Annotated in this window: 19 protein-coding genes; 14 read left to right on the top strand and 5 right to left on the bottom strand. The window is 70.4% G+C overall.

The annotated features are described in order from the left end of the window. The first annotated feature begins 4 nt into the window (after positions 1-4). The 4 genes from TSO221_RS09805 to TSO221_RS09790 all read left to right on the top strand — a co-directional run bounded on the left by TSO221_RS09805 (position 5) and on the right by TSO221_RS09790 (position 3,849). Complete coding sequence (locus tag TSO221_RS09805) at positions 5-688, top strand: isochorismatase family cysteine hydrolase (protein WP_109118304.1); 684 nt, start codon at positions 5-7, stop codon at positions 686-688. Next, entirely contained in the window at positions 685-2,211 is a 1,527-nt protein-coding gene (locus TSO221_RS09800; protein WP_109118303.1) for an ABC transporter ATP-binding protein, read from the top strand. Before TSO221_RS09805 ends, TSO221_RS09800 begins: the two co-directional genes overlap by 4 nt. A 15-nt stretch (positions 2,212-2,226) precedes the next feature. Continuing rightward, positions 2,227-2,892 carry an isochorismatase family cysteine hydrolase gene (locus TSO221_RS09795; RefSeq protein WP_109118302.1) on the top strand — a complete coding sequence of 222 codons (666 nt, stop codon included), beginning with the start codon at positions 2,227-2,229 and terminating at the stop codon, positions 2,890-2,892. Positions 2,893-2,970: 78 nt separating this feature from the next. Continuing rightward, positions 2,971-3,849: an alpha/beta hydrolase gene (locus tag TSO221_RS09790; protein WP_109118301.1), complete on the top strand. Its 879-nt coding sequence runs from the start codon at positions 2,971-2,973 to the stop codon at positions 3,847-3,849. Here the strand turns inward: TSO221_RS09790 and gcvA are convergent, their stop codons facing one another. Further along, on the bottom strand, positions 3,850-4,743 hold the full coding sequence (gcvA, locus tag TSO221_RS09785; RefSeq protein WP_109118300.1) for a transcriptional regulator GcvA: 894 nt from the start codon (positions 4,741-4,743) through the stop codon (positions 3,850-3,852). Positions 4,744-4,852: 109 nt separating this feature from the next. Between gcvA and TSO221_RS09780 the strand changes: the two genes are divergently transcribed. The 4 genes from TSO221_RS09780 to panC all read left to right on the top strand — a co-directional run bounded on the left by TSO221_RS09780 (position 4,853) and on the right by panC (position 9,478). Beyond that, positions 4,853-6,508 (top strand): thiamine pyrophosphate-binding protein, encoded by a 1,656-nt coding sequence (locus TSO221_RS09780; protein WP_109118299.1) that lies wholly within the window; start codon positions 4,853-4,855, stop codon positions 6,506-6,508. Positions 6,509-6,529: 21 nt separating this feature from the next. After that, positions 6,530-8,026: an aldehyde dehydrogenase family protein gene (locus TSO221_RS09775; protein WP_109118298.1), complete on the top strand. Its 1,497-nt coding sequence runs from the start codon at positions 6,530-6,532 to the stop codon at positions 8,024-8,026. Between the two features lie 311 nt (positions 8,027-8,337). Further along, on the top strand, positions 8,338-8,502 hold the full coding sequence (locus TSO221_RS35310; protein ID WP_158284040.1) for a hypothetical protein: 165 nt from the start codon (positions 8,338-8,340) through the stop codon (positions 8,500-8,502). 121 nt (positions 8,503-8,623) lie between these two features. Then, positions 8,624-9,478 carry a pantoate--beta-alanine ligase gene (gene panC / locus TSO221_RS09765; protein ID WP_109118296.1) on the top strand — a complete coding sequence of 285 codons (855 nt, stop codon included), beginning with the start codon at positions 8,624-8,626 and terminating at the stop codon, positions 9,476-9,478. 1 nt (position 9,479) lies between these two features. Here panC and TSO221_RS09760 read toward each other — a convergent pair whose 3' ends face one another. Then, on the bottom strand, positions 9,480-11,102 hold the full coding sequence (locus TSO221_RS09760) for an ATP-binding protein (RefSeq protein ID WP_109118295.1): 1,623 nt from the start codon (positions 11,100-11,102) through the stop codon (positions 9,480-9,482). Between the two features lie 238 nt (positions 11,103-11,340). Here TSO221_RS09760 and TSO221_RS09755 point away from each other — a divergent pair, with 238 nt between their 5' ends. The 4 genes from TSO221_RS09755 to gor all read left to right on the top strand — a co-directional run bounded on the left by TSO221_RS09755 (position 11,341) and on the right by gor (position 15,760). Continuing rightward, entirely contained in the window at positions 11,341-13,026 is a 1,686-nt protein-coding gene (locus tag TSO221_RS09755) for an L-lactate permease (RefSeq protein WP_109118294.1), read from the top strand. A 178-nt stretch (positions 13,027-13,204) separates the two neighbouring features. Further along, complete coding sequence (locus tag TSO221_RS09750; protein ID WP_247877985.1) at positions 13,205-13,672, top strand: flagellar basal body-associated FliL family protein; 468 nt, start codon at positions 13,205-13,207, stop codon at positions 13,670-13,672. Between the two features lie 171 nt (positions 13,673-13,843). Then, positions 13,844-14,311, top strand: coding sequence for a flagellar basal body-associated FliL family protein (locus TSO221_RS09745; RefSeq protein WP_109118292.1), 468 nt, complete (start codon positions 13,844-13,846; stop codon positions 14,309-14,311). An 81-nt stretch (positions 14,312-14,392) separates the two neighbouring features. Further along, a complete protein-coding gene (gene gor / locus TSO221_RS09740; RefSeq protein WP_109118291.1) occupies positions 14,393-15,760 on the top strand; it encodes a glutathione-disulfide reductase in 1,368 nt (455 codons plus the stop codon). A 3-nt stretch (positions 15,761-15,763) separates the two neighbouring features. Here the strand turns inward: gor and TSO221_RS09735 are convergent, their stop codons facing one another. Continuing rightward, positions 15,764-17,125, bottom strand: coding sequence for an AmpG family muropeptide MFS transporter (locus tag TSO221_RS09735; protein ID WP_109118290.1), 1,362 nt, complete (start codon positions 17,123-17,125; stop codon positions 15,764-15,766). A gap of 87 nt (positions 17,126-17,212) precedes the next feature. Then, positions 17,213-18,172, bottom strand: coding sequence for a methyltransferase domain-containing protein (locus TSO221_RS09730; RefSeq protein WP_109118289.1), 960 nt, complete (start codon positions 18,170-18,172; stop codon positions 17,213-17,215). Positions 18,173-18,383: 211 nt separating this feature from the next. On the opposite strand from TSO221_RS09730, the gene TSO221_RS09725 reads away from it, so the two are divergent. Both TSO221_RS09725 and TSO221_RS09720 read left to right on the top strand, forming a co-directional pair. Then, the gene (locus tag TSO221_RS09725) at positions 18,384-19,778 is read left to right on the top strand and encodes a 3-deoxy-7-phosphoheptulonate synthase class II (RefSeq protein WP_109118288.1); all 1,395 of its coding nucleotides are present in this window, start codon (positions 18,384-18,386) and stop codon (positions 19,776-19,778) included. Between the two features lie 133 nt (positions 19,779-19,911). Next, complete coding sequence (locus TSO221_RS09720; protein WP_109118287.1) at positions 19,912-21,063, top strand: nicotinate phosphoribosyltransferase; 1,152 nt, start codon at positions 19,912-19,914, stop codon at positions 21,061-21,063. 136 nt (positions 21,064-21,199) lie between these two features. On the opposite strand, the gene egtB is transcribed toward TSO221_RS09720, so the two are convergent. Further along, positions 21,200-22,537, bottom strand: a complete 1,338-nt coding sequence (gene egtB, locus TSO221_RS09715; protein WP_109118286.1) for an ergothioneine biosynthesis protein EgtB — start codon at positions 22,535-22,537, stop codon at positions 21,200-21,202. Between the last annotated feature and the right edge of the window lie 87 nt (positions 22,538-22,624).

The following is a 22,624-nucleotide window of genomic DNA, read 5'->3' as shown; positions in this document are numbered from 1 at the left end:
GACCATGGCCGAACGCTTCATCCCCGCCGAGCCGTACCCCTGGCCCTACAACGGCGACCTGCGGCCGGAGAACACCGCGCTGATCGTCATCGACATGCAGACGGACTTCTGCGGCGTCGGCGGCTACGTGGACGCCATGGGCTACGACCTCGCGCTGACCCGGGCACCCATCGAGCCGATCCGGCGTGTGCTGGCCGCCATGCGGGCTGGCGGCTACCACGTCCTGCACACCCGCGAGGGGCACCGGCCCGACCTCTCCGACCTGCCGGCCAACAAGCGCTGGCGCTCGCGCCGCATCGGCGCCGGCATCGGCGACCCTGGGCCCTGCGGTCGCATCCTGGTGCGCGGCGAGCCGGGGTGGGAGATCATCCCGGAACTCGCCCCGCTGCCCGGCGAGTCGGTGATCGACAAGCCCGGCAAGGGCAGCTTCTGCGCCACCGACCTGGAGCTGATCCTGCGCACCCGCGGCATCGAGAACATTGTGCTGACCGGCATCACCACGGACGTCTGCGTCCACACCACCATGCGCGAGGCCAACGACCGCGGCTTCGAGTGCCTGCTGCTGGCCGACGGCTGCGGCGCCACCGATCGCGGCAACCACGAGGCCGCCATCAAGATGGTCACCATGCAGGGCGGCGTCTTCGGCGCGGTCGGCGACAGCGCGCGGCTGCTGGAGCACCTGCCATGAACGTGATGACGTGGGTGGGCGCCCCGTCCCTGGAGGCGGTGGCGATCACCAAGCGCTTCGACGGCTTCACCGCGCTCGACGGCGTCAGCCTCAAGGTGCGCCCCGGCACCGTGCACGCGCTGCTGGGCGAGAACGGCGCCGGCAAGAGCACGCTGGTCAAGTGCGTCATGGGCTTCCACCGCCCCGACGAGGGCGCGGTGCTGGTGGACGACCACGAGGTGGTGATCGGCAACCCGCGCGCCGCGCAGAGGCACGGCCTGGGCATGGTCTACCAGCACTTCACGCTGGTGCCGCGCATGACGGTGCTGGAGAACCTGGTGATGGCGCGCGCCGAGGTGCCGGCGCTGATCGACTGGAAGGCCGAGCGCAAGGAATTGGCCGCCTTCCTGCGCACCATGCCCTTCAAGGTGGAGCTGGACGCCCCGGTCGCCACGCTGGCCGCCGGCGACAAGCAGAAGGCGGAGATCGTCAAGCAGCTGTACCTCCAGGCCCGCTTCCTGATCCTCGACGAGCCGACCTCGGTGCTCACGCCCGACGAGGCGGACGAGACGCTGGGCCTGATCCGCGGCATGGCGGAGAGCGGGCGGCTCAGCGTGCTGATCATCACCCACAAGTTCCGCGAGGTGATGGCCTTCGCCGACGATGTCTCGGTGCTGCGCCGCGGCCGGCTGGTGGGCAGCGGTCCGGTCGGCGCCCACACGCCGGACACGCTGGCCCGCCTGATGATCGGCGACGCCGCCGTGGCCGGGCCCGCCGCCCGCGCCGCCACGCCGCGGAGCGAGATCCGCCTGGAGGTCAGCGGCCTGCGCGCCGAGGACGACACCGGCACCCCGGCGGTCGGCGGTGTCGACCTCCAGGTCCGCGCCGGGGAGATCGTCGGCGTCGCCGGGGTGTCCGGCAATGGGCAGGTCGAGCTGGTGCAGGTGCTCGCCGGCCAGCGCCCGGCCAGCGCCGGGACGGTGCGCGTGCACGGCGAGCCCTACGCCGCCACCCGCGCCGAGATGCGCCGCCACAAGGTGTTCTCCCTGCCCGAGGAGCCGCTGAAATCCGCCTGCGTGCCGGGCATGAGCGTCGCCGAGAACATGGCCTTCCGCCGCTTCGACCAATCGCCCTGCGCCCGCGGCGGTTGGTGGCTGGACACGCGCGCCGTCCGCGCGGCGGCGCAGGCGCTGATCGAACGCTACAGGGTGAAGACCACCGGCCCCGACGCGCCCATCGGCACGCTGTCCGGCGGCAACGTGCAGCGCGCGGTGCTGGCGCGCGAGCTGTCCGGCGACGTGGCGGTGCTGATCGCCGCCAACCCGGTGTTCGGTCTGGACTTCGCCGCGGTCGCCGACATCCACGCGCAGATCGTCGAGGCGCGCAACCGCGGCGCCGCCGTGCTGCTGGTCAGCGAGGACCTGGACGAGCTTCTGGAGCTGTCCGACCGGCTGGTGGTGATGTCGCGCGGGGCCATCGTCCACGAGACCACGCCCGTTTCGGCCGACCTGACGGTCATCGGCCGCTGCATGGCCGGGCATTGAAGCGAGGAACCATCCATGCCGACCATCGACGCCCAACCCTACGAGTTCGCCTTCCCGATCCCCGGCACGGCGCTGATCATCATCGACATGCAGCGCGACTTTCTGGAGCCGGGCGGCTTCGGTGAGGCACTCGGCAACGACGTCTCCCGTCTCGCCCCGGCGGTGGCGCCGACGCGGGCGCTGCTCGACGCCTTCCGGGCCTGCGGCCTGCCGATCATCCACACGCGAGAGGTGCACCGCCCCGACCTCTCCGACTGCCCGCCCTCCAAGCGGGTGCGCGGGCGCGGCGCCCTGCGCATCGGCGATCCCGGCCCGATGGGCCGTATCCTCGTCGCGGGCGAGCCCGGCAGCGACATCGTTCCCGAGCTGGCGCCGCGGCCCGGCGAGATGCTCATCGACAAGTCCGGCAAGGGCGCCTTCCACGCCACGCCGTTGCAGGAGGTGCTGGCGCGCCGCGGCATCACGCATCTCATCTTCGCGGGGGTGACCACCGAGGTCTGCGTGCAGACCACCATGCGCGAGGCCAACGACCGCGGTTACGAATGCCTGCTGGTGGAGGACGCCACCGAGAGCTACTTCCCCGCCTTCAAGGCCGCGACGCTGGAGATGGTCCGCGCCCAGGGCGGCATCGTTGGCTGGACGGCGCCGAGCGCTGCCGTGTGCGCGGCGTTGCGTGCGTGAATCCGCAGCGGGCTGGCGTCGCGCCGCGGAGCTGCTAAGGTTGGTCCCGTTCCGGGAAAGGAAGGGCCGATCGACCGCATGAGCACCGGTAATCCTGCGCCGACCTCGCGTTTCGTCACCTCGCAGCGCTTGCGCCTGCACGTCACCGACTGGGGAAACCCCGAGGCCCCGCCGCTGTTGCTGGTGCATGGCGGGCGCGACCACGGCCGCAGCTGGGACTGGGTGGCGCAGGCGTTGCATTCCGACTTCCGCGTCCTGGCGCCCGACCTGCGCGGCCACGGGGATTCCGACTGGGCGGTGGGCAGCAGCTACGGCATCGCCGAACTCGTCCACGACCTCGACCAGCTGGTCCGGCAGGAGGGGCTGGCGCCGGTGACCATCGTCGCCCACTCCCTGGGCGGGGCCACCAGCCTGCTGTACGCCGGCCTGTTCCCCGAGACGGTGCGCCGGATGGTGGTGGTCGAGGGCACGTGGCAGCTCGATCCCGCCTTCACCACCCGCTCCCGCAAGCCCATCGAGGAGCGCATGCTCGGCTGGATGGACCAGCTGCGCGAGCTGGAAACCCGCCGCCCGCGCGCCTACCGAACGCTGGACGAGGCGGTCGAGCGCATGCAGCGCGAGAACCCCCACCTCTCGCCCGAGCAGGCGCACTATCTGACCGAGCACGGCGTCCGCCGGCGCGAGGACGGCACCTATACCTGGAAGTTCGACCACCACATCCGCGCCATCGCCCCCAACCGCTTCGCCGACGAGGAGGTGGCGGCGCTGTGGTCGCGCATCGCGTGCCCAGTGCTGCTGGTGCACGGTGGCGCCAGCCGGCACGCCGACCCGGCGGCGCTGGGGCTGCTGGCGCACTTCCGGGATGCGCGGGCGGTTGCCATCGCGGGCGCCGGCCACTGGCCGCACCACGACCGGCTGGAGGAGTTTCTGGCGGTGGTGCGGGACTTCCTGGCCTGATCAGGGCCGCTGCGCCGCGGCCAGCAGCCACTGCCGGAACGCCGCGAAGGGCGGGTAGCCGCCACGGTCGCTCGGGTGCACCAGATAGTACGCCCGCGAGCCGCGGTGCGGCCGCTCCAGCGCCGGCACGAGGTCGCCGAGCCGCAGCTCCGCCTCCACCAGCAGCGTCGGCAGCATTGCCACGCCCAGTCCGGCGGCGGCGGCCTGGGCGGTGGTGGCGAACTGCTCGAAATGCATGCCGGCGCCCTCGACGGACTCGATCCCCTGCGCCACGAACCACTCCGCCCACGCGTCGGGCCGGGTGGTGGTGTGCAGCAGCGGCAGCGCCGCGAGGTCGGCCGGCGTGGCTACGGGGTGCGCCGCCAGGAAGGCCGGTGCACACACCGGCAGCACCTCCTCGTCCATCAGGCGGTCGCAAACAGCGCCGGGCCAGTTCGGCTCGCCGAAGTGGATGGCGGCGTCCAAATCCTCGGTGCTGAAGTCGAAGGGCGCCAGCTTGGTGCTGAAATGGATGATGATCTCCGGGTTCGCCCGCTGGAAGGCGGGCAGGCGCGGCACCAGCCAGCGCGTCCCGAAGGTCGGCAGGATGGCCAGCTTCAGCACCCCGCCGCGCGGCGCCCCGATCACCCGCAGCGAGGCCGAGCGGATGCGGTGCAGGGCGCCCCGCACCTCCTCCGCGTACGCCGTGCCGGCCGGGGTCAGCGTCACCCGCAGCCCCTGGCGGACGAACAGCGGGCACCCCAATTGCTCCTCCAGCGCCTTGACCTGCCGGCTGATCGCGCCCTGGGTCAGCGACAGCTCGCGTGCCGCGACGGTGAAGCTGCCGGTGCGCGCCGCGGCCTCGAAGGCGGTCAGCGCGCTCATGGAGGGGAGGAGGCGGCGTTGCAGGCTCATGGCTCATTACCATAGCTCATGAAGGGGCGAAGGAAAATCGTTTGCCCTCGGCGGCGAGGGCGCAGACTATCGGCGCAAAGATCATGATCGGCGTTGAGAGGGTTCGGGGATGAAGACCGGTGGCCAGCTGATCGTCGCCGCGCTGGAGGCGCAGGGCGTCGAGCGCGTGTTCTGCGTGCCGGGCGAGAGCTACCTCGCCGTGCTGGATGCGCTGCACGATTCCGCCATCCGCACCGTGGTGTGCCGGCACGAGAGCGGTGCGGCGATGATGGCGGAGGCGGTGGGCAAGCTGACCGGGCGCCCTGGCGTCTGCATGGTCACCCGCGGCCCCGGCGCCACCAACGCCTCGGCCGGCATCCACATCGCGCAGCAGGATTCCTCGCCGCTGGTGGTGCTGGTCGGCCAGATTGAGCGCGGCATGCGCGGCCGCGACGCTTTCCAGGAGGTCGACTACCGCCAGATGTTCGGCGGCATGGCCAAGTGGGTGGCCGAGATCGACAGCGCCGAGCGCGTGCCGGAGATGATCAGCCGCGCCTTCCACACCGCCATGTCCGGCCGCCCTGGCCCGGTGGTGCTGGCGCTGCCCGAGGACGTGCTGGTCGAGACCGCCGACGTCGCCCCCGCCGCCGCGGCCGTGGCGGTGGACAGCGCGCCGACGCCGGCGCAGATGGCCGAGCTGGCGGCGCTGCTGGGCAAGACCGAACGCCCGCTGGTGCTGGCCGGCGGCTCGCGCTGGACGGCCGGGGCGGCGGACGCCCTGCGCCGCTTCGCCGAACGGTTCGAGCTGCCGGTGGCCGTCAGCTTCCGCCGCCAGATGCTGTTCGACCACGCGCACCGCTGCTACGCCGGCGACGTCGGCCTTGGCATCAATCCGAAGCTCGCCGCCCGCGTGCGCGAGGCCGACCTGCTGCTGCTGCTCGGCGGCCGCTTCTCCGAGGTGCCGTCGCAGAGCTACGATCTGCTAGGCATTCCTGAACCGACGGCGGCGCTGGTGCACGTCCACCCCGCGTCGGAGGAACTCGGCCGCGTCTACCGTCCGACGCTCGCGGTCAACGCCACCCCCGGCGCCTTCCTGGAGGCGACCGAAAGCCTGCCCGACATCGCGCCGCGCTGGGCCGGACGCACCGCTGGCGCCAACGCCGACTACCGCGCCTGGAGCGACGTGCCGCCGGTCACCCCCGGCGCCGTGCGCATGGGCGAGGTGATGCTGTGGCTGCGCGACACCCTGCCGGCCGACGCCGTCATGACCAACGGCGCCGGCAACTACGCCACGTGGCTGCACCGCTTCTGGCGCTTCCGCCGGTTCGGCACGCAGGTGGCGCCGGCCTCGGGCTCCATGGGTTATGGGCTGCCGGCGGCGATCTCGGCCAAGCTGGCGCACCCGGAGCGTGACGTGATCTGCTTCGCCGGCGACGGCTGCTTCCAGATGACCGGTCTGGAATTCGGCACCGCCGTGCAGGAGGGGGCCGCCGTCATCGTGCTGGTCATCGACAACGGCATGTACGGCACCATCCGCATGCACCAGGAGCGCGAGTACCCCGGCCGCGTCTCCGGCACCGCGCTGCGCAACCCCGACTTCGCCGCCTTCGCCCGCGCCTACGGCGGCCACGGCGAGACGGTGGAGCGCTCGGAGGACTTCGGTCCCGCCTTCCAGCGCGCCCGCGCCTCCGGCCTGCCGGCGATCGTCCACGTGAAGATCGACCCTGAGGCCTTGACGCCGAACCGCACCCTGTCCGAGATCCGCGCAGCCGGAAAGCCGCGCTGACCCATTCCAGGAGTTTCATCCGTGTCCCACGCCGACATCCTCGCCCGCTTCGGCCTCGACCCCAACGCCCCGGCCCCGGCCATCGCCGTCCGTTCGCCGGTCGACGGCAGCGTCGTCGGCGCTGCCGCCGAGACGCCGGCCTCGGCGGTCCCCGACCTCGTCGCCAACGCCCAGCACGCCTTTGCCGCGTGGCGCTCCGTCCCGGCGCCGAAGCGCGGCGAGCTGGTCCGCCTGCTCGGCGAGGAACTGCGCGCCGCCAAGGAGGACCTCGGCTGGCTGGTGACGCTGGAGGCCGGCAAGATCCTCCAGGAAGGCCTGGGCGAAGTGCAGGAGATGATCGACATCTGCGACTTCGCGGTCGGGCTGTCGCGCCAGCTTTACGGCCTGACCATCGCGTCGGAGCGGCCCGGCCACGCCATGCGCGAGACGTGGCACCCGATGGGCCCCTGCCTGGTCATCAGCGCCTTCAACTTCCCGGTCGCGGTGTGGGCGTGGAACGCGGCGCTGGCGCTGGTGTGCGGCGACCCGGTGGTGTGGAAGCCGTCGGAGAAGACGCCGCTGACCGCGCTCGCCTGCCGGACGATCTTCGAGCGCGCGGTGGCCCGCTTCGGCGACGCGCCGGCGCACCTGCTGCAGGTCGCCGTCGGCGGGCGCGCGTTGGGCGAGGCGCTGGTCGCCAGCCCGGACCTGCCCATCGTCTCGGCCACCGGCTCGACCCGCATGGGGCGCGAGGTGGCGGCGGTGGTCGCCAGCCGCTTCGGCCGCTCCATCCTGGAACTGGGCGGCAACAACGCCATGATCGTGGCGCCCAGCGCCGACCTGGAGCTGGCGGTGCGCGCCATCCTGTTCTCGGCGGTCGGCACCTGCGGCCAGCGCTGCACCACGCTGCGCCGGCTGATCGTCCACAAAGACGTGCGCGACCGGCTGCTGCCGCGCCTCAAGGCCGCCTACGCCTCGGTTCCCATCGGCAACCCGCTGGAGGCCGGCACGCTGGTCGGCCCGCTGGTCGATGCCGGCGCGTTCGAGGCGATGCGGCGCGCCCTGGACTCCGCCCGCGCCGACGGCGGCACGGTGACTGGTGGCGAGCGCGTGCTCTCCGACCGCTTCCCGGAGGCCTTCTACGTCCGTCCGGCCATCGTCGAGATGCCGGCGCAGACCGCCATCGTCCGGCACGAGACCTTCGCGCCGATCCTCTACGTGCTGTCCTACGAGACGCTGGAGGAGGCCATCGCCCTGCAGAACGCGGTGCCGCAAGGCCTGTCGTCCTGCATCTTCTCCACCGACGTGCGGGAGACCGAGCGCTTCCTGTCGGCGGCCGGCTCCGACTGCGGCATCGCCAACGTCAACATCGGCCCCTCGGGCGCCGAGATCGGCGGCGCCTTCGGCGGCGAGAAGGAGACCGGCGGCGGGCGCGAGTCCGGCTCGGACTCCTGGAAGGCCTACATGCGCCGACAGACGGCGACGGTGAACTACTCCGACGCGCTGCCGCTGGCACAGGGGATCAAGTTCGAGCTGTAGGGGCCGCGGTCTTTTGGATGGTGTCTGCGCCGGGCCCCCACCCTGACCCTCCCCCACTTCGCGGGGGAGGGAACTCCGCCGTTCTGCTCCCTCCCCCGCGAAGTGGGGGAGGGATGGGGTGGGGGTCGGACGAAGAGACGCCACCGGAGTCGACGTCCGCGCCCCAGTTCCGAGAACTAATAAGCGCCGCCCATTGCTGACGTGACGAACAGTATTCGTCACGCTGCGGCCACTTGATGCGCGACATTCTGGCGCGGAAACGCTATAACGCGCCCAACATTTATCAACCCCCAATTCCGGATTCGAGTCGCATGGAAAACCTCCGCACCACCCTGCTGTCCGTCGTCGCCCTGCTCATCGTGCTGAGCCTGATCGGCGCTTCCGTCGTGTTCGCGCCGCACCTGCTGGTGCTGGTGATGTCGCTGGCCGCGATGACCTACATCGGCGGCATGGTCTTCATGACGCTCGGCAAGTAACGCACTGTTCGTGCGGGCGGAGGCTTTCTTCCGCCCGCCGGCCTCCGCCTCAAGCTGGACAAGGCACCGTCTGGCAGACTATTGGAGCGCACCGATCTTCCCGGAGCGACAGGAGGCCGCCATGGACACCCTTCCCATCGTGCGCACGGTGGCCGACCTGCGTGCCCAGGTCGCAGCGTGGCGCCGCGCGGGTTTGACGGTCGCCCTGGTGCCGACCATGGGGGCGCTGCACGCCGGGCACATGGCCCTGGTCGAGCGCGCCTGCACGCTGGCCGACAAGGTGGTCGCCAGCGTCTTCGTGAACCCCACCCAGTTCGCCCCGCACGAGGACTTCGAGCGCTACCCGCGCGACGAGGCCGGCGACGCCGCCAAGCTGCTGGCCGCCGGCTGCCACCTGCTCTACGCCCCCTCGGTGGCCGAGATGTACGCGGAGGGTCGCTGCACCACCGTCGCCGTCGGCGGCCCCGCCGAGGGGCTGTGCGGCACCTTCCGCCCGCAGATGTTCGGCGGCGTGGCGCTGGTGGTGACCAAGCTGTTCCTGCAGGCGCTGCCGGACGTCGCCGTGTTTGGCGAAAAGGACTACCAGCAGCTCCAGGTGATCCGCCGCTTCACCCGCGACCTCGACATCCCCGTGCGGGTCGATGGCGCGCCGACGGTGCGCGAGGCTGACGGCTTGGCCATGTCTTCGCGCAACGCCTACCTCGGCGCCGACGAGCGCGCCCGGGCCCCGGCGCTGTACGCTGCGCTGACCGAGGCGGCGGCCGCGCTGTCCGGCGGTGCCGCTGCCGGCCCGGTGCTGGAGGCGGCGAAGGCGCGCATCGCCGCCGCGGGTTTCGGCTCCATCGACTACGTCGAGCTGCGCGACGCCGACACGCTGGCGCCGGTCGGCCGCGTCGAGCGCCCGGCCCGCCTGCTCGCCGCCGCCTGGATGGGCAAGGCGCGGCTGATCGACAACGTGCCGGTGGTGACGGCGTAGCCTAGTTCCCCGCCAGCGCCTGCCGCAGGGCGGGCGGGGCGACCGGCTTGTGCAGCACGGCGCAGCCCAGCGAGCGCGCCTCATCCAACAGTGCGCTTCCGGTTTCGCCGGTCAGCAGGATGCCGCGCATCGGCGTCACGCCGCGGCGGGCGAGGGCCGCCAGCAGGTCGATCCCGGTGGTGCCGTCGCCCAGGCGGTAGTCGGTGACCACCAGCTCCGGCGGCGGTACGGCGTCGAGCTTGGCCTCCGCCTCGGCGCGCGAGCCGGCGTCCACCACCTCGTAGCCCCAGTGGCGGATCATCGACGACAGCGCCGTGCACAGCAGCGGATCGTCGTCCACCACCAGCACCCGCTTCCCGGACGCGGCCGGCGCCTCGCCGGGTGCGGCCGGCACCGGCTGCGGCGCCTGGTGGGCGGCGCTCGCGTCGCCCAGCGGTACGCGCACGGCGAACACCGACCCGGCGCCCGGCGTCGAGCGCACCGTCACCGGGTGGTCGAGCAGGTGCGACAGGCGTCGCACGATGGCGAGCCCCAGGCCCAGCCCCTTGTCGCCGCCGGGCACGGTGTCGGCGGTGCCGATCCGGTGGAACTCCTGGAAGATGGCTTCCTGGCTGTCCTCGGCGATGCCGGCGCCGGTGTCGCGCACCTCGATCAGCAGGGCGCCGCCTTCGGTGCGCGCGTTCACCTCCACCACGCCTTGGGCGGTATAGCGCAAGGCGTTCTCGATCAGGTTGCGCAGGATGCGGCCCAGCAGGTCGGGGTCGCTGCGCACCGTGGTGGCGGCCGGCGTCACCCGCCACGCCAGCCCCTTGAAGGCGGCGCGCGGCGCGTAGGCGACGTCCAGCTCGTCGAGCAGCCGGCCGATGGGGAAGGCCGCGACCACCGGCTTCACCACCCCGGCGTCGAGCTTGGATATGTCGAGCAGCCGGTCGAGCAGCGTGCGCAGCGACTCCAGGCTCCGGTCCAGGCTGCCCAGCACCTCGCGCCCGCGCGGGCCGGCGACGTGCGGCGCCAGCGCGGCGGCGAACAGCAGCGCCGATTGCAGCGGCTGGCGCAGGTCGTGGCTGGCGGCGGCCAGGAAGCGGGTCTTGGCGTCGTTGGCGCGCTCCGCCTCCTTGCGGGCCAGCGCCTCGGCCTCGGCGGCGATGACCGCGCGCTCGTGCGCCTTGCGCTCGGTCAGGTCGGTGGAGACGCCGACGAAGCCCAGCAGCTCGTCGCCCTTGCCGTACAGCGGCGACACGCCGAGCAGCACCGGGAAGCGCGAGCCGTCCTTGCGGAGGTAGGTCCATTCCCGCTCGGTCGGGTGGCCGCGGCGCGGGCGGGCGACGAACACCTCGAATCCCGGCGGGATGCGCTCGCCCAGTTCGGCCGACAGCCGCTCCGCCTCGGCGGCGATCTCGCTCATGTCGTGCAGGCGGATCGGCGTGCACAGCCCGACCAGCTCGTCGCGGCGGTAGCCGAGCGCCCGTTCGGCCGCCGGGTTGACGTCGATGATGGTGCCGGTGGCGTCGGTGGCGATGATCAGGTGGCTGGCGCCATCGAAGATCGCCTTGCGGATGGCGCGCTCACGCTCTTCCCCGGCCCCCGGTTCCGGCAACGGAAGATGTCCGTCGTCGCCGCCCATCCGCTGCTCCACTCCGCTCGCCACGATATGTAGGGATTGAAGGGTACCCCATCCGTATAGGGTCCGAACAGACCCGGCGAGAGCTGCGTCCCATTGTCGCGGCAGAGTGCGGTCCCGGGATGGTGATTGCTCCGCCCGCGTGGGACGGGCGTTCACCAAGCGTTGATTGTTCGCTGGCTTAACAATATGGTAGGACCAATCGAATCACGCAGCAAAAAAACAAAAGAGGGGGTAGGGAATGTGGAGCCAAGTCTATAATCCGACGGGGAGCGCCGTGCTCTCCACCGTCATCGCCGCGGCGCCGGTCGTGGTGCTGCTGGGTCTCATCGCGTTCGCGAAGATGCAGGCGCACCTTGCGGCGCTCATCACGCTGGTGGTGGCGCTGACCGTCGCCATCGTCGTGTTCACCATGCCGGCCAGCATGGCCTTCGAAGCGTCGTTCCTCGGCGGGCTGACCGGCCTGTTCCCGATCGGCTGGATCATCCTGAACGTCATCTTCCTGTACCGGCTGACGGTGGAGAACGGGTCGTTCAAGGTGCTGCAGGACTCGATCGCCGGCATCACGCCCGACCGCCGGCTGCAGCTGCTGCTGGTGGCCTTCTCCTTCGGCGCCTTCTTCGAGGGGGCGGCCGGATTCGGCACGCCGGTGGCGGTGACCGGCGCCATCCTGATGGGCCTGGGCTTCTCGCCGCTGGCGGCGTCCGGCCTGTCGCTGATCGCCAACACGGCGCCGGTGGCCTACGGCGCGCTCGGCACGCCCATCGTCACGCTGGCGGCGGTGACGGGGCTGGATGCCTTCCAGCTCGGCGCCATGGCGGGCCGGCAGCTGCCGTTCTTCTCGCTGCTGGTGCCGTTCTGGCTGATCTGCGCGTTCGCCGGCTGGCGCGGCATGATGCAGATCTGGCCGGCGATCCTGGTGTGCGGCGTGTCCTTCGCGATACCGCAGTTCCTGGTGTCCAACTACCACGGCCCGTGGCTGGTGGATGTGGTGGCGGCTCTGGTGTCGATGGGCTGCCTCGTCGCCTTCCTCAAGGTCTGGAAGCCCGACACCGTCTGGACCAGCCCGGCCCTGCGCCATCACGACATCAGCGCCCCCGACGCCCGTCCGTCCTCCGTCGGCGCCGCGGCGACCCCGCCGCGGTTCCAGCACCACGACACCGGCGAGGTGATCCGGGCGTGGGTGCCGTGGATCATCCTGTGCGTGTTCGTCTTCATCTGGGGCACGCAGACCTTCAAGGACATCGTCAATCCGCTGTTCTTCCCGAAGTTCCCCATCGAGGGCCTGCACAACATGGTGCAGAAGGTGCCTCCGGTGGTCGCCAAGCCGCTGGCCGAGGCGGCGGTCTTCAACTTCAACATCCTGACCATGACCGGCACCGGCATCTTCCTGGCGGCGATCGTCAGCGGCTTCGTCATGGGCTACGGGCCGGGGCGCCTGATCCGGGCCTACGGCGAGACGCTGTGGGTGGTGCGCTACTCGCTGATCACCATCGCGGCGATGCTGGCGCTGGGCACGCTGACCCGCTACTCGGGCGTGGACGCCACGCTGGGTCTGGCGTTCGCCGGCACCGGCGTGCTGTTCCCGTTCTTCTCGGCGCTGCTGGGCTGGCTAGGCGTGGCGCTGACCGGGTCCGACACGGCGTCCAACGTGCTGTTCGGCGGGCTGCAGAAGATCACCGCGGAGCAGCTGGGGCTGTCGCCGACGCTGATGGCGGCCACCAACTCCTCAGGCGGCGTGATGGGCAAGATGATCGACGCGCAGTCCATCGTCGTCGCCTCGACCGCCACCGGCTGGTTCGGGCACGAGGGTGAGATCCTGAAGTACGTGTTCTGGCACTCCATCGTGCTGGCCTGCCTGGTCGGCGGGCTGGTGATGCTGCAAGCCTACGTGCCGCCCTTCACCGCCATGGTGGTCGGCGGATAGCGGACGTTTCGACGGCCGGCGGCGCGGATGCGTCCGTGCCGCCGGCCGTTCGGCCGCCTTCGCGGTGCCGGAGTCCACCAGGCGGAATATGGCGACGGCGGCGTTTGACCCATCCCCCGATTCGGCCCATAGTGGCCCAGTTGGGACATCAGGCTCCACGCGGGGCAGGCGGGGCGTTGTGCGGATCGTATTTCGGCGGAGCAACGGCGAAGCCATCGCGCTCAGCTTCCCGATCATCGTCACGGCGCTGCTGGTCCTGCTGGCGCTTCTGGGCGGCGTCGGCGTGGCGGTGGTGAACCGTTCCTCCTCCCGCATCGACGAACGCGACGTGGTCGCCCGCATGGGCGCCAAGAAGAACTACGCGGTGCTGCCGGAGATGTCGGTGGCGCTGGGCGGTGGCAACCGCACCATGGACCTGCGCGTCCGCCTCGAACTGGACCCCCAGGTCGATCCCAAGGTCACCGACCCCTACGCCGCGCGCATCGCCGACCGCCTGAGCGACCGCATGCGCGAGGTCGAACCGGAACGCCTCGCCGGCGCCGACGGTGCCAAGCTGATGAAGAACACCATCACGTCGGTCGTCGACCGCGAGGTCCGCGCCATCAAGGTGCGCGACGTGCTGCTGGAAAGCATGGTCATCCGCTGAGGGCGGCCGGCATTCCCCTAAAATCCGCTACGAATTCCGAACCATTTTCGTTGCAAAGTAAAACAACAGTGCTTTGCAAAGGTAAATAGCATCCAACACTCTAAAATACCTATATTTGACGTTTGCGTCAGGTCTCCCTAAGGTCAAGTCTGTGACCTCGGAGAGAAGATCATGGCCATCACCACGAAACCGGCGACCGAAGCCGCCACGTCGGAGCGTTCGCTTCGCCGCGGCGTGCTGATGCTGGCCGTCCTGATGGTCGGACTGGCGATCACCGGGGTGGGCGGAGCAGCACTGTTCGGCATCAAGTCCGCGCAGGCCGGCAAGGCTCCGGCTGGTCCGGTCTTTGCGCCGCTGCCGCCGCTGGAGTTCGCGCTGTCCGACGGGGAGCGCACCCGGCAGGTCGATCTCGACGTCGTGCTGGAATTGCCGCAGGGCATGGAGAAGGCGCAGCTCGCCACCCACGTCACCCGCATCGCCAACGCGCTGAACGCCCGCCTGATCGAGGTGGAGCCCGGCGACCTGTCCGGCCCGGCCGGCACCCAGCGCGTCAAGGACGTGGTCAGCGCCACCGCCGACCGCGAACTGCGCCCGATGCGGGTGCGGCAGGTGCTTTTGCAGAAGCTTGTGATGCGCTGAACGCGGGAGGTTCCCCCTCGACAGCCCGCCCGCAAAGCACCACCATCCCTGCCAAGCACAGGCGAAGGCAAGGAGACCGGCGTGGCGGAGTTCGATTTTGACCTGTTCGTGATCGGGGCCGGGTCCGGCGGCGTGGCGGCCAGCCGGCGTGCGGCGTCCTACGGCGCCCGCGTGGCGATCTGCGAGGGCAGCCGGGTCGGCGGCACCTGCGTGATCCGCGGCTGCGTGCCGAAGAAGCTGCTGGTCTACGCCAGCCAGTTCCGCGACGCCTTCGCTGACGCCTGCGGCTACGGCTGGGGCAGCCACGTGCCCGCCTTCGACTGGCCGACGCTGATCGCCAACAAGGACAAGGAGATCGACCGGCTGAACGGCATCTACATCAAGATGCTGGAGGGCTCGGGCGTCATCCTGTTCGAGGGCCACGGCCGGCTGATCGACCGCCACACCGTGGAGGTCGCCGGGCAGCGTTACCGCGCCAGGGCCATCCTGATCGCCACCGGCGGCTGGCCGTCGCTGCCCGACATCCCCGGCATCGAGCACGCCGCCACCTCCAACGAGGCGCTGCACCTGGAAACGCTGCCGCGCTCCGTGCTGATCCTCGGCGGCGGCTACATCGCGGTGGAGTTCGCCAGCATCTTCCGCGGCCTGGGCGCCGAGGTCACGCTGATGATCCGCGGCGAGGAACTGCTGAACGGCTTCGACGACGACATCCGCGTGGCGCTGGCGCAGGAGATGCGCAAGCGCGGCATCGAGATCATCGCCCGCACCAAGCCGGTGAAGGTGGCGGAGGGGGCAGGGGGCTGGACGCTGACCGACCACTTGGGCCGCGAGCACTCGGCAGGGCTCATCATGGCGGCGACCGGCCGGCGGCCGAACACCAAGGGCCTCGGCCTGGAGGAGGTCGGCGTCGCGCTCGACGAGGGCGGGGCGGTCAAGGTCGATGAATGGTCGCGCACCAGCGTGGACAACATCTACGCCGTCGGCGACGTCACCGACCGCATGGCGCTGACCCCCATCGCCATTGCCGAGGGCCGCGCCCTGGCCGAGACGCTGTACAACGACAACCCGATGACGATCCGCTACGACAACGTGGCGACCGGTGTCTTCTCGCTCCCGCCCTTGGGCACCGTCGGCCTGACCGAGGCGGAGGCGCGAGCCCGGTACCCGAAGGTGGACATCTACCGCACCGGCTTCCGGCCCATGAAGCACACGCTGTCCGGCCGGGACGAGCGTGTGCTGATGAAGCTGGTGGTGGACGGCGAATCGCAGCGCGTGCTGGGCTGCCACATGATGGGCATGGACGCGCCGGAGATCGTCCAGGGACTCGCCATCGCGCTGAACATGGGCGCCACCAAGGCCGACTTCGACCGCACCATCGCGCTGCACCCCTCCACTGCCGAGGAGTTCGTGCTGATGCGCGAGAAGGTGGCGGAGCCGGCCAAGCTGTGAGCGTCACTCGGCGGAGCCGGCCGGCGCCGGCTCCGCGACCGGCTCGGCACGCACCTGTCCGATCAGCCACAACAGGATCAGCAGCCCCGGCAGCGCCCCGGCCATCGACAGCAAGAAGAAGCTGACCCAGTCCATGCGGTCGGCCAGCATGCCGGAGAACGACCCGAACAGGTCGCCGCCCAGCTTATAGAAGCTGGACAGCAGCGCGTACTGCGTCGCCGTGTAGGCGGCGTCGCACAGGCTGGACAGGTAGGCGACGAAGGCGGCGGTGGCGATGCCGCCGCAGACGTTCTCCACTGCCACCGCGGCGGCCAGCGCGCTCACGTCGTGGCCGGCCTTGGCCAGCAGCACGAAGCCCAGGTTCGACACCATCTGCATGACGCCGCCGATCAGCAGGCCGCGCAGCACGCCGACGCGGCTGACCACCACGCCGCCGATCAGCCCGCCGATGATCGTCGCCCACAGGCCGAACAGCTTGGTGACGTTGGCGATCTCCGTCTTCTCGAAGCCCAGGTCCACATAGAACGGCGCCGCCATCACGCCGGCCAGCACGTCGCCCAGCTTGTAGCAGGCGATGAACAGCAGGACGGCGATCCAGGCGCGCCGCGTCATGAACTGCGCGAACGGCGCCACCACCGCGCCGTACAGCCACGCCAGCAGCTCGGCCCGCCGGCCGGTCAGGTGCGGCCGGGCCTCCAGCCAGTCGGCGACGTGCCGCTCGCGCGCCGCCGAGTCCGCCGAGACGGCGACCTTCGGCTCGCGGTTCAGCAGGATGGTGACCATGCCCACGGCCACCAGCGCCGCCATGGTGTAGTAGGCGACGTGCCAGCCGAAGAACTCCGCCACGTACAGCGCCCCGGCCCCCGCCGCCAGCATGCCGAAGCGGTAGCCGAGCACCAACGTCGCGGCGCCGGCCCCCTGCTGATCCTCGTTGAGGCTCTCGACGCGGTAGGCGTCAATGACGATGTCCTGGCTGGCCGAGCAGAAGGCGACCACCACCGCCAGCATCGCCGTCCACCACAGGTCCTTCACCGGGTCGGTCGAGCCCAACCCGACCAGCGCCAGCATCAGCGCCGCCTGCGTCACCAGCGCCCAGCCGCGCCTCCGCCCGAAGACGCGCGTGATGACGGGCAGCCGCAGCCGGTCGATCAGCGGCGCCCAGACGAACTTCAGCGCGTAGGGCATGGTGACCAGCGCGAACAGGCCGATGGCGGTCTTGCTGACGCCGCCCTCGCGCAGCCACACCGACAGCGTGGACCCGGTCAGCGCCAGCGGCAGCCCCTCGGAGAATCCCAGGAACAGGATGGCGATGATCCGGCGGTCGAGATAGACGGCGGCGGCTTGGCCCCAGGACGACGCTTTCACCGGTGCGGATCCCTCGCAGCGCAGGACGATGCCTGTTTATAGGCGTGTGCGCGTGCGGCGGCGAGGGTGGTTTTTGGGCCCGTTCCGCTATTCCTTCAAGGTCCAGGACGGGGCCTGCATCTTCTCCAGAACGAGTTCAATCTCGTAGCATCCGACCGGATGCGTGTCTGGGGTCAGGGAATAGTCATAGAACAGGTCGTTGTCCGCGAGGTGCCTGACCCGATAATGGTTGGCCGGAAGCGCGTCCTCGACCAGCGCAAGCAGCTTCGCCGGGGTGAAGAAGTGCTTGTGGCCGGGGTGGTCCGACGGGAGGACCGCCTTCCTCTCATAAAGGTACTGGTGCGGCACGACGATGACCGCGTAACCGCCAATCCTGAGGACCCGAAGCCACTCCCTCATGACGGCGTGGAGCTGGTCCATGTGTTCCAGGCAGTGGCTCGTGTAGATGGCGTCCTGGCTGTTGTCGGGGAACGGCAGATGGACTCCGTCGTAGCCCGGGTAACCCAGGTCGATACCGATCGCCTGTGGCACGATCGGTTCGGCCTCGCCGAATCCGCCGCGGTATCCTATGTCGAGGATGTGGTTCCCGGACAGGTAGGTCTTGAAAAACCCCGAATGGACCTTGGCGGAAAAGCTCTTGGAAGCCTCCCGCCCGATTCTTCTTCCGGTCATTGCAAACAGCCACTGCTCAAGCAGCATCTGGCTGTGCAGTTCCCGTACGTATCCGTCCTTTGGGAACAGAGACGTGCACTGGCGATAACATTCCGCGGCGTCGTGTATCCGGCCGAGGATCTGGTACACCATGCCAAGCTCCAGCAGCAGAGCCCGTTCCGCCGGATGCTTCTCGGACGCCTTGAGCAGCACCTCCAGGGCGGCGAGCGGCTGGCCCAGCCGCGCCATCATCTGCCCGATCAGAAGCGGCACGTTCGCGCTGTCCGGATGCTCGTCGAAGACCGATCCGGCGAGGGCCAGGGCCTCCTCGCCTCTCCCCTGCTGGAAACAGGTCAGCGCGGTCTCGAGACGTGGATCGGCGACATAGACAGCCACGGTGTGTCTCCCTCGATGCGCAAGCGCCGGGGCCAGCGCGGCCGGTACGATGTCATACCCCCTGGGGGGTGGCAAAGAAATGTCGTTGCCGTTTCCCCCCTCGACTCGGGAAGGGGTGGAAAAAAACCGTCCCAGGACGTATAGGGTTGACCCCCAGGGCCGGCGATCGGCCTAATGCCCGGGCGAGTTTCGAGCGGAAAGAGCGGACGTCATGGTTGAGCGTTGGACCCCCGACAGCTGGAAGAGCAAGCCGGTCAAGCAACTGCCGGCCTATCCCGACCCGAGCAAGGTCGATGCCGTCGTCGAGCGCCTCTCCGCCTATCCGCCGCTGGTCTTCGCCGGGGAGGCGCGGCGGCTGAAATCGGCGCTGGCCGCGGCGGTGGACGGGCAGGCGTTCCTGCTGCAGGGCGGCGACTGCGCCGAGAGCTTCGCCGAGTTCCACCCCAACAACATCCGCGACACCTTCCGCGTGCTGCTGCAGATGGCCATCGTGCTGACCTTCGGCGCGGCCATCCCGGTGGTGAAGGTCGGCCGCATGGCCGGCCAGTTCGCCAAGCCGCGCTCGGCCGACATGGAGACCGTGGACGGCGTCGAGCTGCCCAGCTACCGCGGCGACATCATCAACGGCTTCGACTTCACCTCCGATGCCCGCGTGCCCGACCCTGAGCGCATGATGCAGGCCTACACCCAGGCCGCCTCCACGCTCAACCTGCTGCGCGCCTTCGCCCAGGGCGGCTACGCCGACCTGCACAAGGTGCACCAGTGGACGCTGGGCTTCGTCGAGCGCTCGCCGGCCGGCGAGCGCATGCACGACCTGGCGCAGCGGCTCGACGAGGCGCTGGCCTTCATGGCCGCCTGCGGCATCACCGCCGAGACGACGCCGCAGATCCGCGAGACCGACTTCTTCACCAGCCACGAGGCGCTGCTGCTGCCGTTCGAGCAGGCGCTGACCCGTGTCGACAGCACGTCGGGCGACTGGTACGACGTCTCCGCCCACATGCTGTGGATCGGCGACCGCACCCGCCAGCTGGACGGCGCGCACGTCGAGTTCTTGCGCGGCGTCAAGAACCCGATCGGCCTGAAGTGCGGCCCGACCACCGACCCGGACGAGCTGATCCGCCTGATCGACCTCCTGAACCCGGGCAACGAGGCCGGGCGCCTGACGCTGATCGTGCGCATGGGCGCCGACAAGGTGGCGGAGAAGTTCCCGCCGCTGCTGCGCAAGGTAACGCGCGAGGGCCGCAAGGTGGTGTGGTCGTGCGACCCGATGCACGGCAACACCGTCAAGTCGTCGAGCGGCTACAAGACCCGTCCGTTCGACAAGGTGCTGGCCGAGGCCAAGGCGTTCTTCGCCGTGCATCAGGCCGAGGGGACGCACGCCGGCGGCGTGCACTTCGAACTGACCGGCCAGGACGTCACCGAGTGCACCGGCGGCGCCCAGGCGATCACCGACCACAAGCTGGCGCTGCGCTACCACACCGCGTGCGACCCGCGCCTGAACGCCAGCCAGTCGCTGGAGCTGGCCTTCCTGCTCGCCGAGGAGCTGAAGCGCGCCCGCGTCGAGCGCGAGGTGGAGCGCCGCGCCGCGTCGGCCGCCGCGCAGTAGGCGTCCCGCAGGACAAAAAGGCGCGCGTCCCATGCGGGTCGCGCGCCTTTTCCTTTTGCGAATTCCCCCCTACAGTGCGCGCCCACGGCGACGAAGATCGCCGGGGGCTGTTCGAGTGAGGGAAGAGCAAGCGATGGACGAGACCATGCGGAAGGGCGTTCCCACCCATCCCTGCGCCGCAGCGGTGAGCGACTGGACCGACACCTATTTCCGGCGCACCAAGGAAGCCGCCGGCAAGTTCGGCGACAAGCGTGTCACCTACGCCGTGTTCATGCGCCGCCCGGTGATCTGCGCCCCGCGCCTCGCCGTCGAATGGCTGCAGGGCGTGTGCAGCGAGCGCGGTGCCGAAGTCGACGTCCAGCTCAACTACCCGGAGGGCAAGTGGGTCGGCGCCGGCGAGCCGATGATGTACATCACCGGCTCCTTCTACCATCTGGTCGATCTGGAAACGATCCTGCTGATGAAGCTGGGGCCGGCCTGCGTCGCCGCCTACAACGCCTTCACCATGTGCGCCGACCTGCCGAAGGTCTCCTTCCTGGCCATGGACGCCCGTCACTGCGCCGGCACCGAGATGGCCGAGATCATGGCCTACGCCGCCTCCGTCGGCTCCGATCGGGCGCGGCGCAAGGTGGGCGCCAAGGGCTTCACCGGCAACGCCACCGACGCCACCGCGCATTATTTCGGCCAGAACAGGGGCATGGGCACCATGCCGCACGCGCTGATCGGCTATGCCGGCTCGACGCTGCGCGCCGCCGAGATGTTCCACGAGACCTTCCCGGACCTGCCGCTGACCGTGCTGGTCGACTATTTTGGACGTGAGATCACCGACGGTTTGGAGGTCTGCCGCCGCTTCCCCAAGCTGGCGGCGGCCGGCAAGCTGTCGGTGCGGCTCGACACGCCGGGCGGCCGCTTCGTCGAGGGGCTGGATCCGCCCGGCTCCTACGCGGTGCTGGAACGCCACGCCCCGCACGCCGTGCGCGGCTACCGCGACGAGACGCAGCTGCGCTACCTGATCGGCACCGGCGTCTCGGCGGCGGCGATCCATTACGTGCGCGAGAAGCTGGATGAGGCCGGGTTCCCGGCGGTGAAGATCGTCGCGTCCTCCGGCTTCGGCCCGGCCAAGTGCCGCGTCATGGCCGAGGCGAACGCTCCGGTGGACCTCATCGGCACCGGCAGCTACCTGCCCGAACGCTGGGCCGAGACCTACGCCACCGCCGACATCATCGAGTACGACGGCGAGCGGCGCGTGAAGGTCGGCCGCGAGTTTCTGTTTAGGCGAAGCTGACGATCCCTCCCTCGCCCCCGGCGGGGGAGGGAAGGGGCCCGCGAAGCGGGAAGGGTGGAGGGCTACGGCCGCCCCGAGAATTCGTTGCCCCTACCCAACCCTCCCCCGCCGGAGGCAGGGGAGGGCTTGACAGCGGCTACGCGTCCTCGGCCAGCCGGATGCCAGTGAAGGCGGTGCGGGTGGTCGGGCGCAGGAAGTGGCGGGTGGTCGGCGTGGCGTAGTCGAACGGCGTCACGCAGCTGCCGCCGCGCACCACCATGCGGTTGGCCATGAACCGGCCGCTTTGCGCGCCGTCGCTTTCCACCGGGGTGTAGCCGGGGTAAGGCATGAAGGCGCTGCGTGTCCATTCCCAGACGTCGCCGAACATCTGCCAGGGGCCTTCGGTGCCGCGGCAGACGCCGGGGCGCGGATGGCGGTGGCCGTTGCCCAGCAGGTTGCCGATGCACTCCTTGCCGGCGGCCACCGCCTCCCATTCGGATTCGTCGGGCAGGCGCTTGCCGGCCCAGCGGGCGTAGGCGTCGGCCTCGTACCAGCTGACGTGGCAGACCGGCTCGTGCAGATCGAGGGCGCGCATGCCGTACAGCGTGAAGACCTGCCAGCCGCCCTCCCGCCATTCCCAGTACAGCGGCGCCTGCCAGTCCTCGGCGCGCGCCGCCTCCCAGCCATCGCCCAGCCAGCAGGTCGGCTTGGCGTAGCCGCCGTCCTGCATGAACGCCAAGTACTCGCCGTTGGTCACCGGCCGTCCGGCCAGCGCGAACGGGCGCAGCATCACGGCGTGCCGCGGCCGTTCATGGTCGAAGCCGGGGGAGGGATCGTCGCGGCCGATCTGCACCACGCCGCCTGCGTGGCCGACCCATCTCTGCTCCAGCGGCGGCGACGGGGGCAGGGTGGCCGGCGGCTCGTAGGTCGGGCGCAGCGGGTTGCTCCAGAACGCATGCTTGACGTCGGAGAGCAGGCGCTCCTGGTGCCGCCGCTCATGCACGATGCCGAGCTGGACGCGCTCGGAGATGTTCTCCAGGCGCTCCTCCGGGACCTGGTCAATGAGGTGCAGCACGGCGCCGTTGACGTGGTCGCGGTAGCGCATGATCTCCGCCGCCGTGGGGCGCGACAGCAGGCGCAGCACGGGGGCGGGCAGGTGCTGGCCGAAGCGGTCGTCGAGCGCGGTGAACAGCTGGTGGAAGACCGGGTCGAAGGTGCGGTAGCCGGGCGCGCAGGGCTCCAGAACCGTGCTCTCGAAGAACCAGGTGGTGTGCGCCAGATGCCATTTGGCCGGCGCGCCGTCGGGCAGCGACTGGACCATCAGGTCTTCGACGCCCAGCGGCGCCACCAGCTCCGCCGTGCGCTGGCGGGCCTTGTGGAAGCGGGTGGACAGCCAGAGGCGCAACGCGTCGGGGGTGCCCTCGGCGGGCGGCGGGAGATCGGCGGCGACCGGTGCGACGCTGGGCGCGGGCGCGGCGAGAGGCTTGGCGGGCATGGACGAACCTCCTCGCGGGATGGCGGCCCTGTCGGGTGAGGGGCCGCGCGTCCTCATTGTCGTTTGCCCACAAGTGTGCCGCAGGTG

Origin of the sequence: Azospirillum sp. TSO22-1 (assembly GCF_003116015.1) — a bacterium.
Lineage (GTDB): Bacteria > Pseudomonadota > Alphaproteobacteria > Azospirillales > Azospirillaceae > Azospirillum.
Note: the sequence above shows the minus strand (reverse complement) of the source record. Positions and strands in the feature narration are given on the sequence as shown.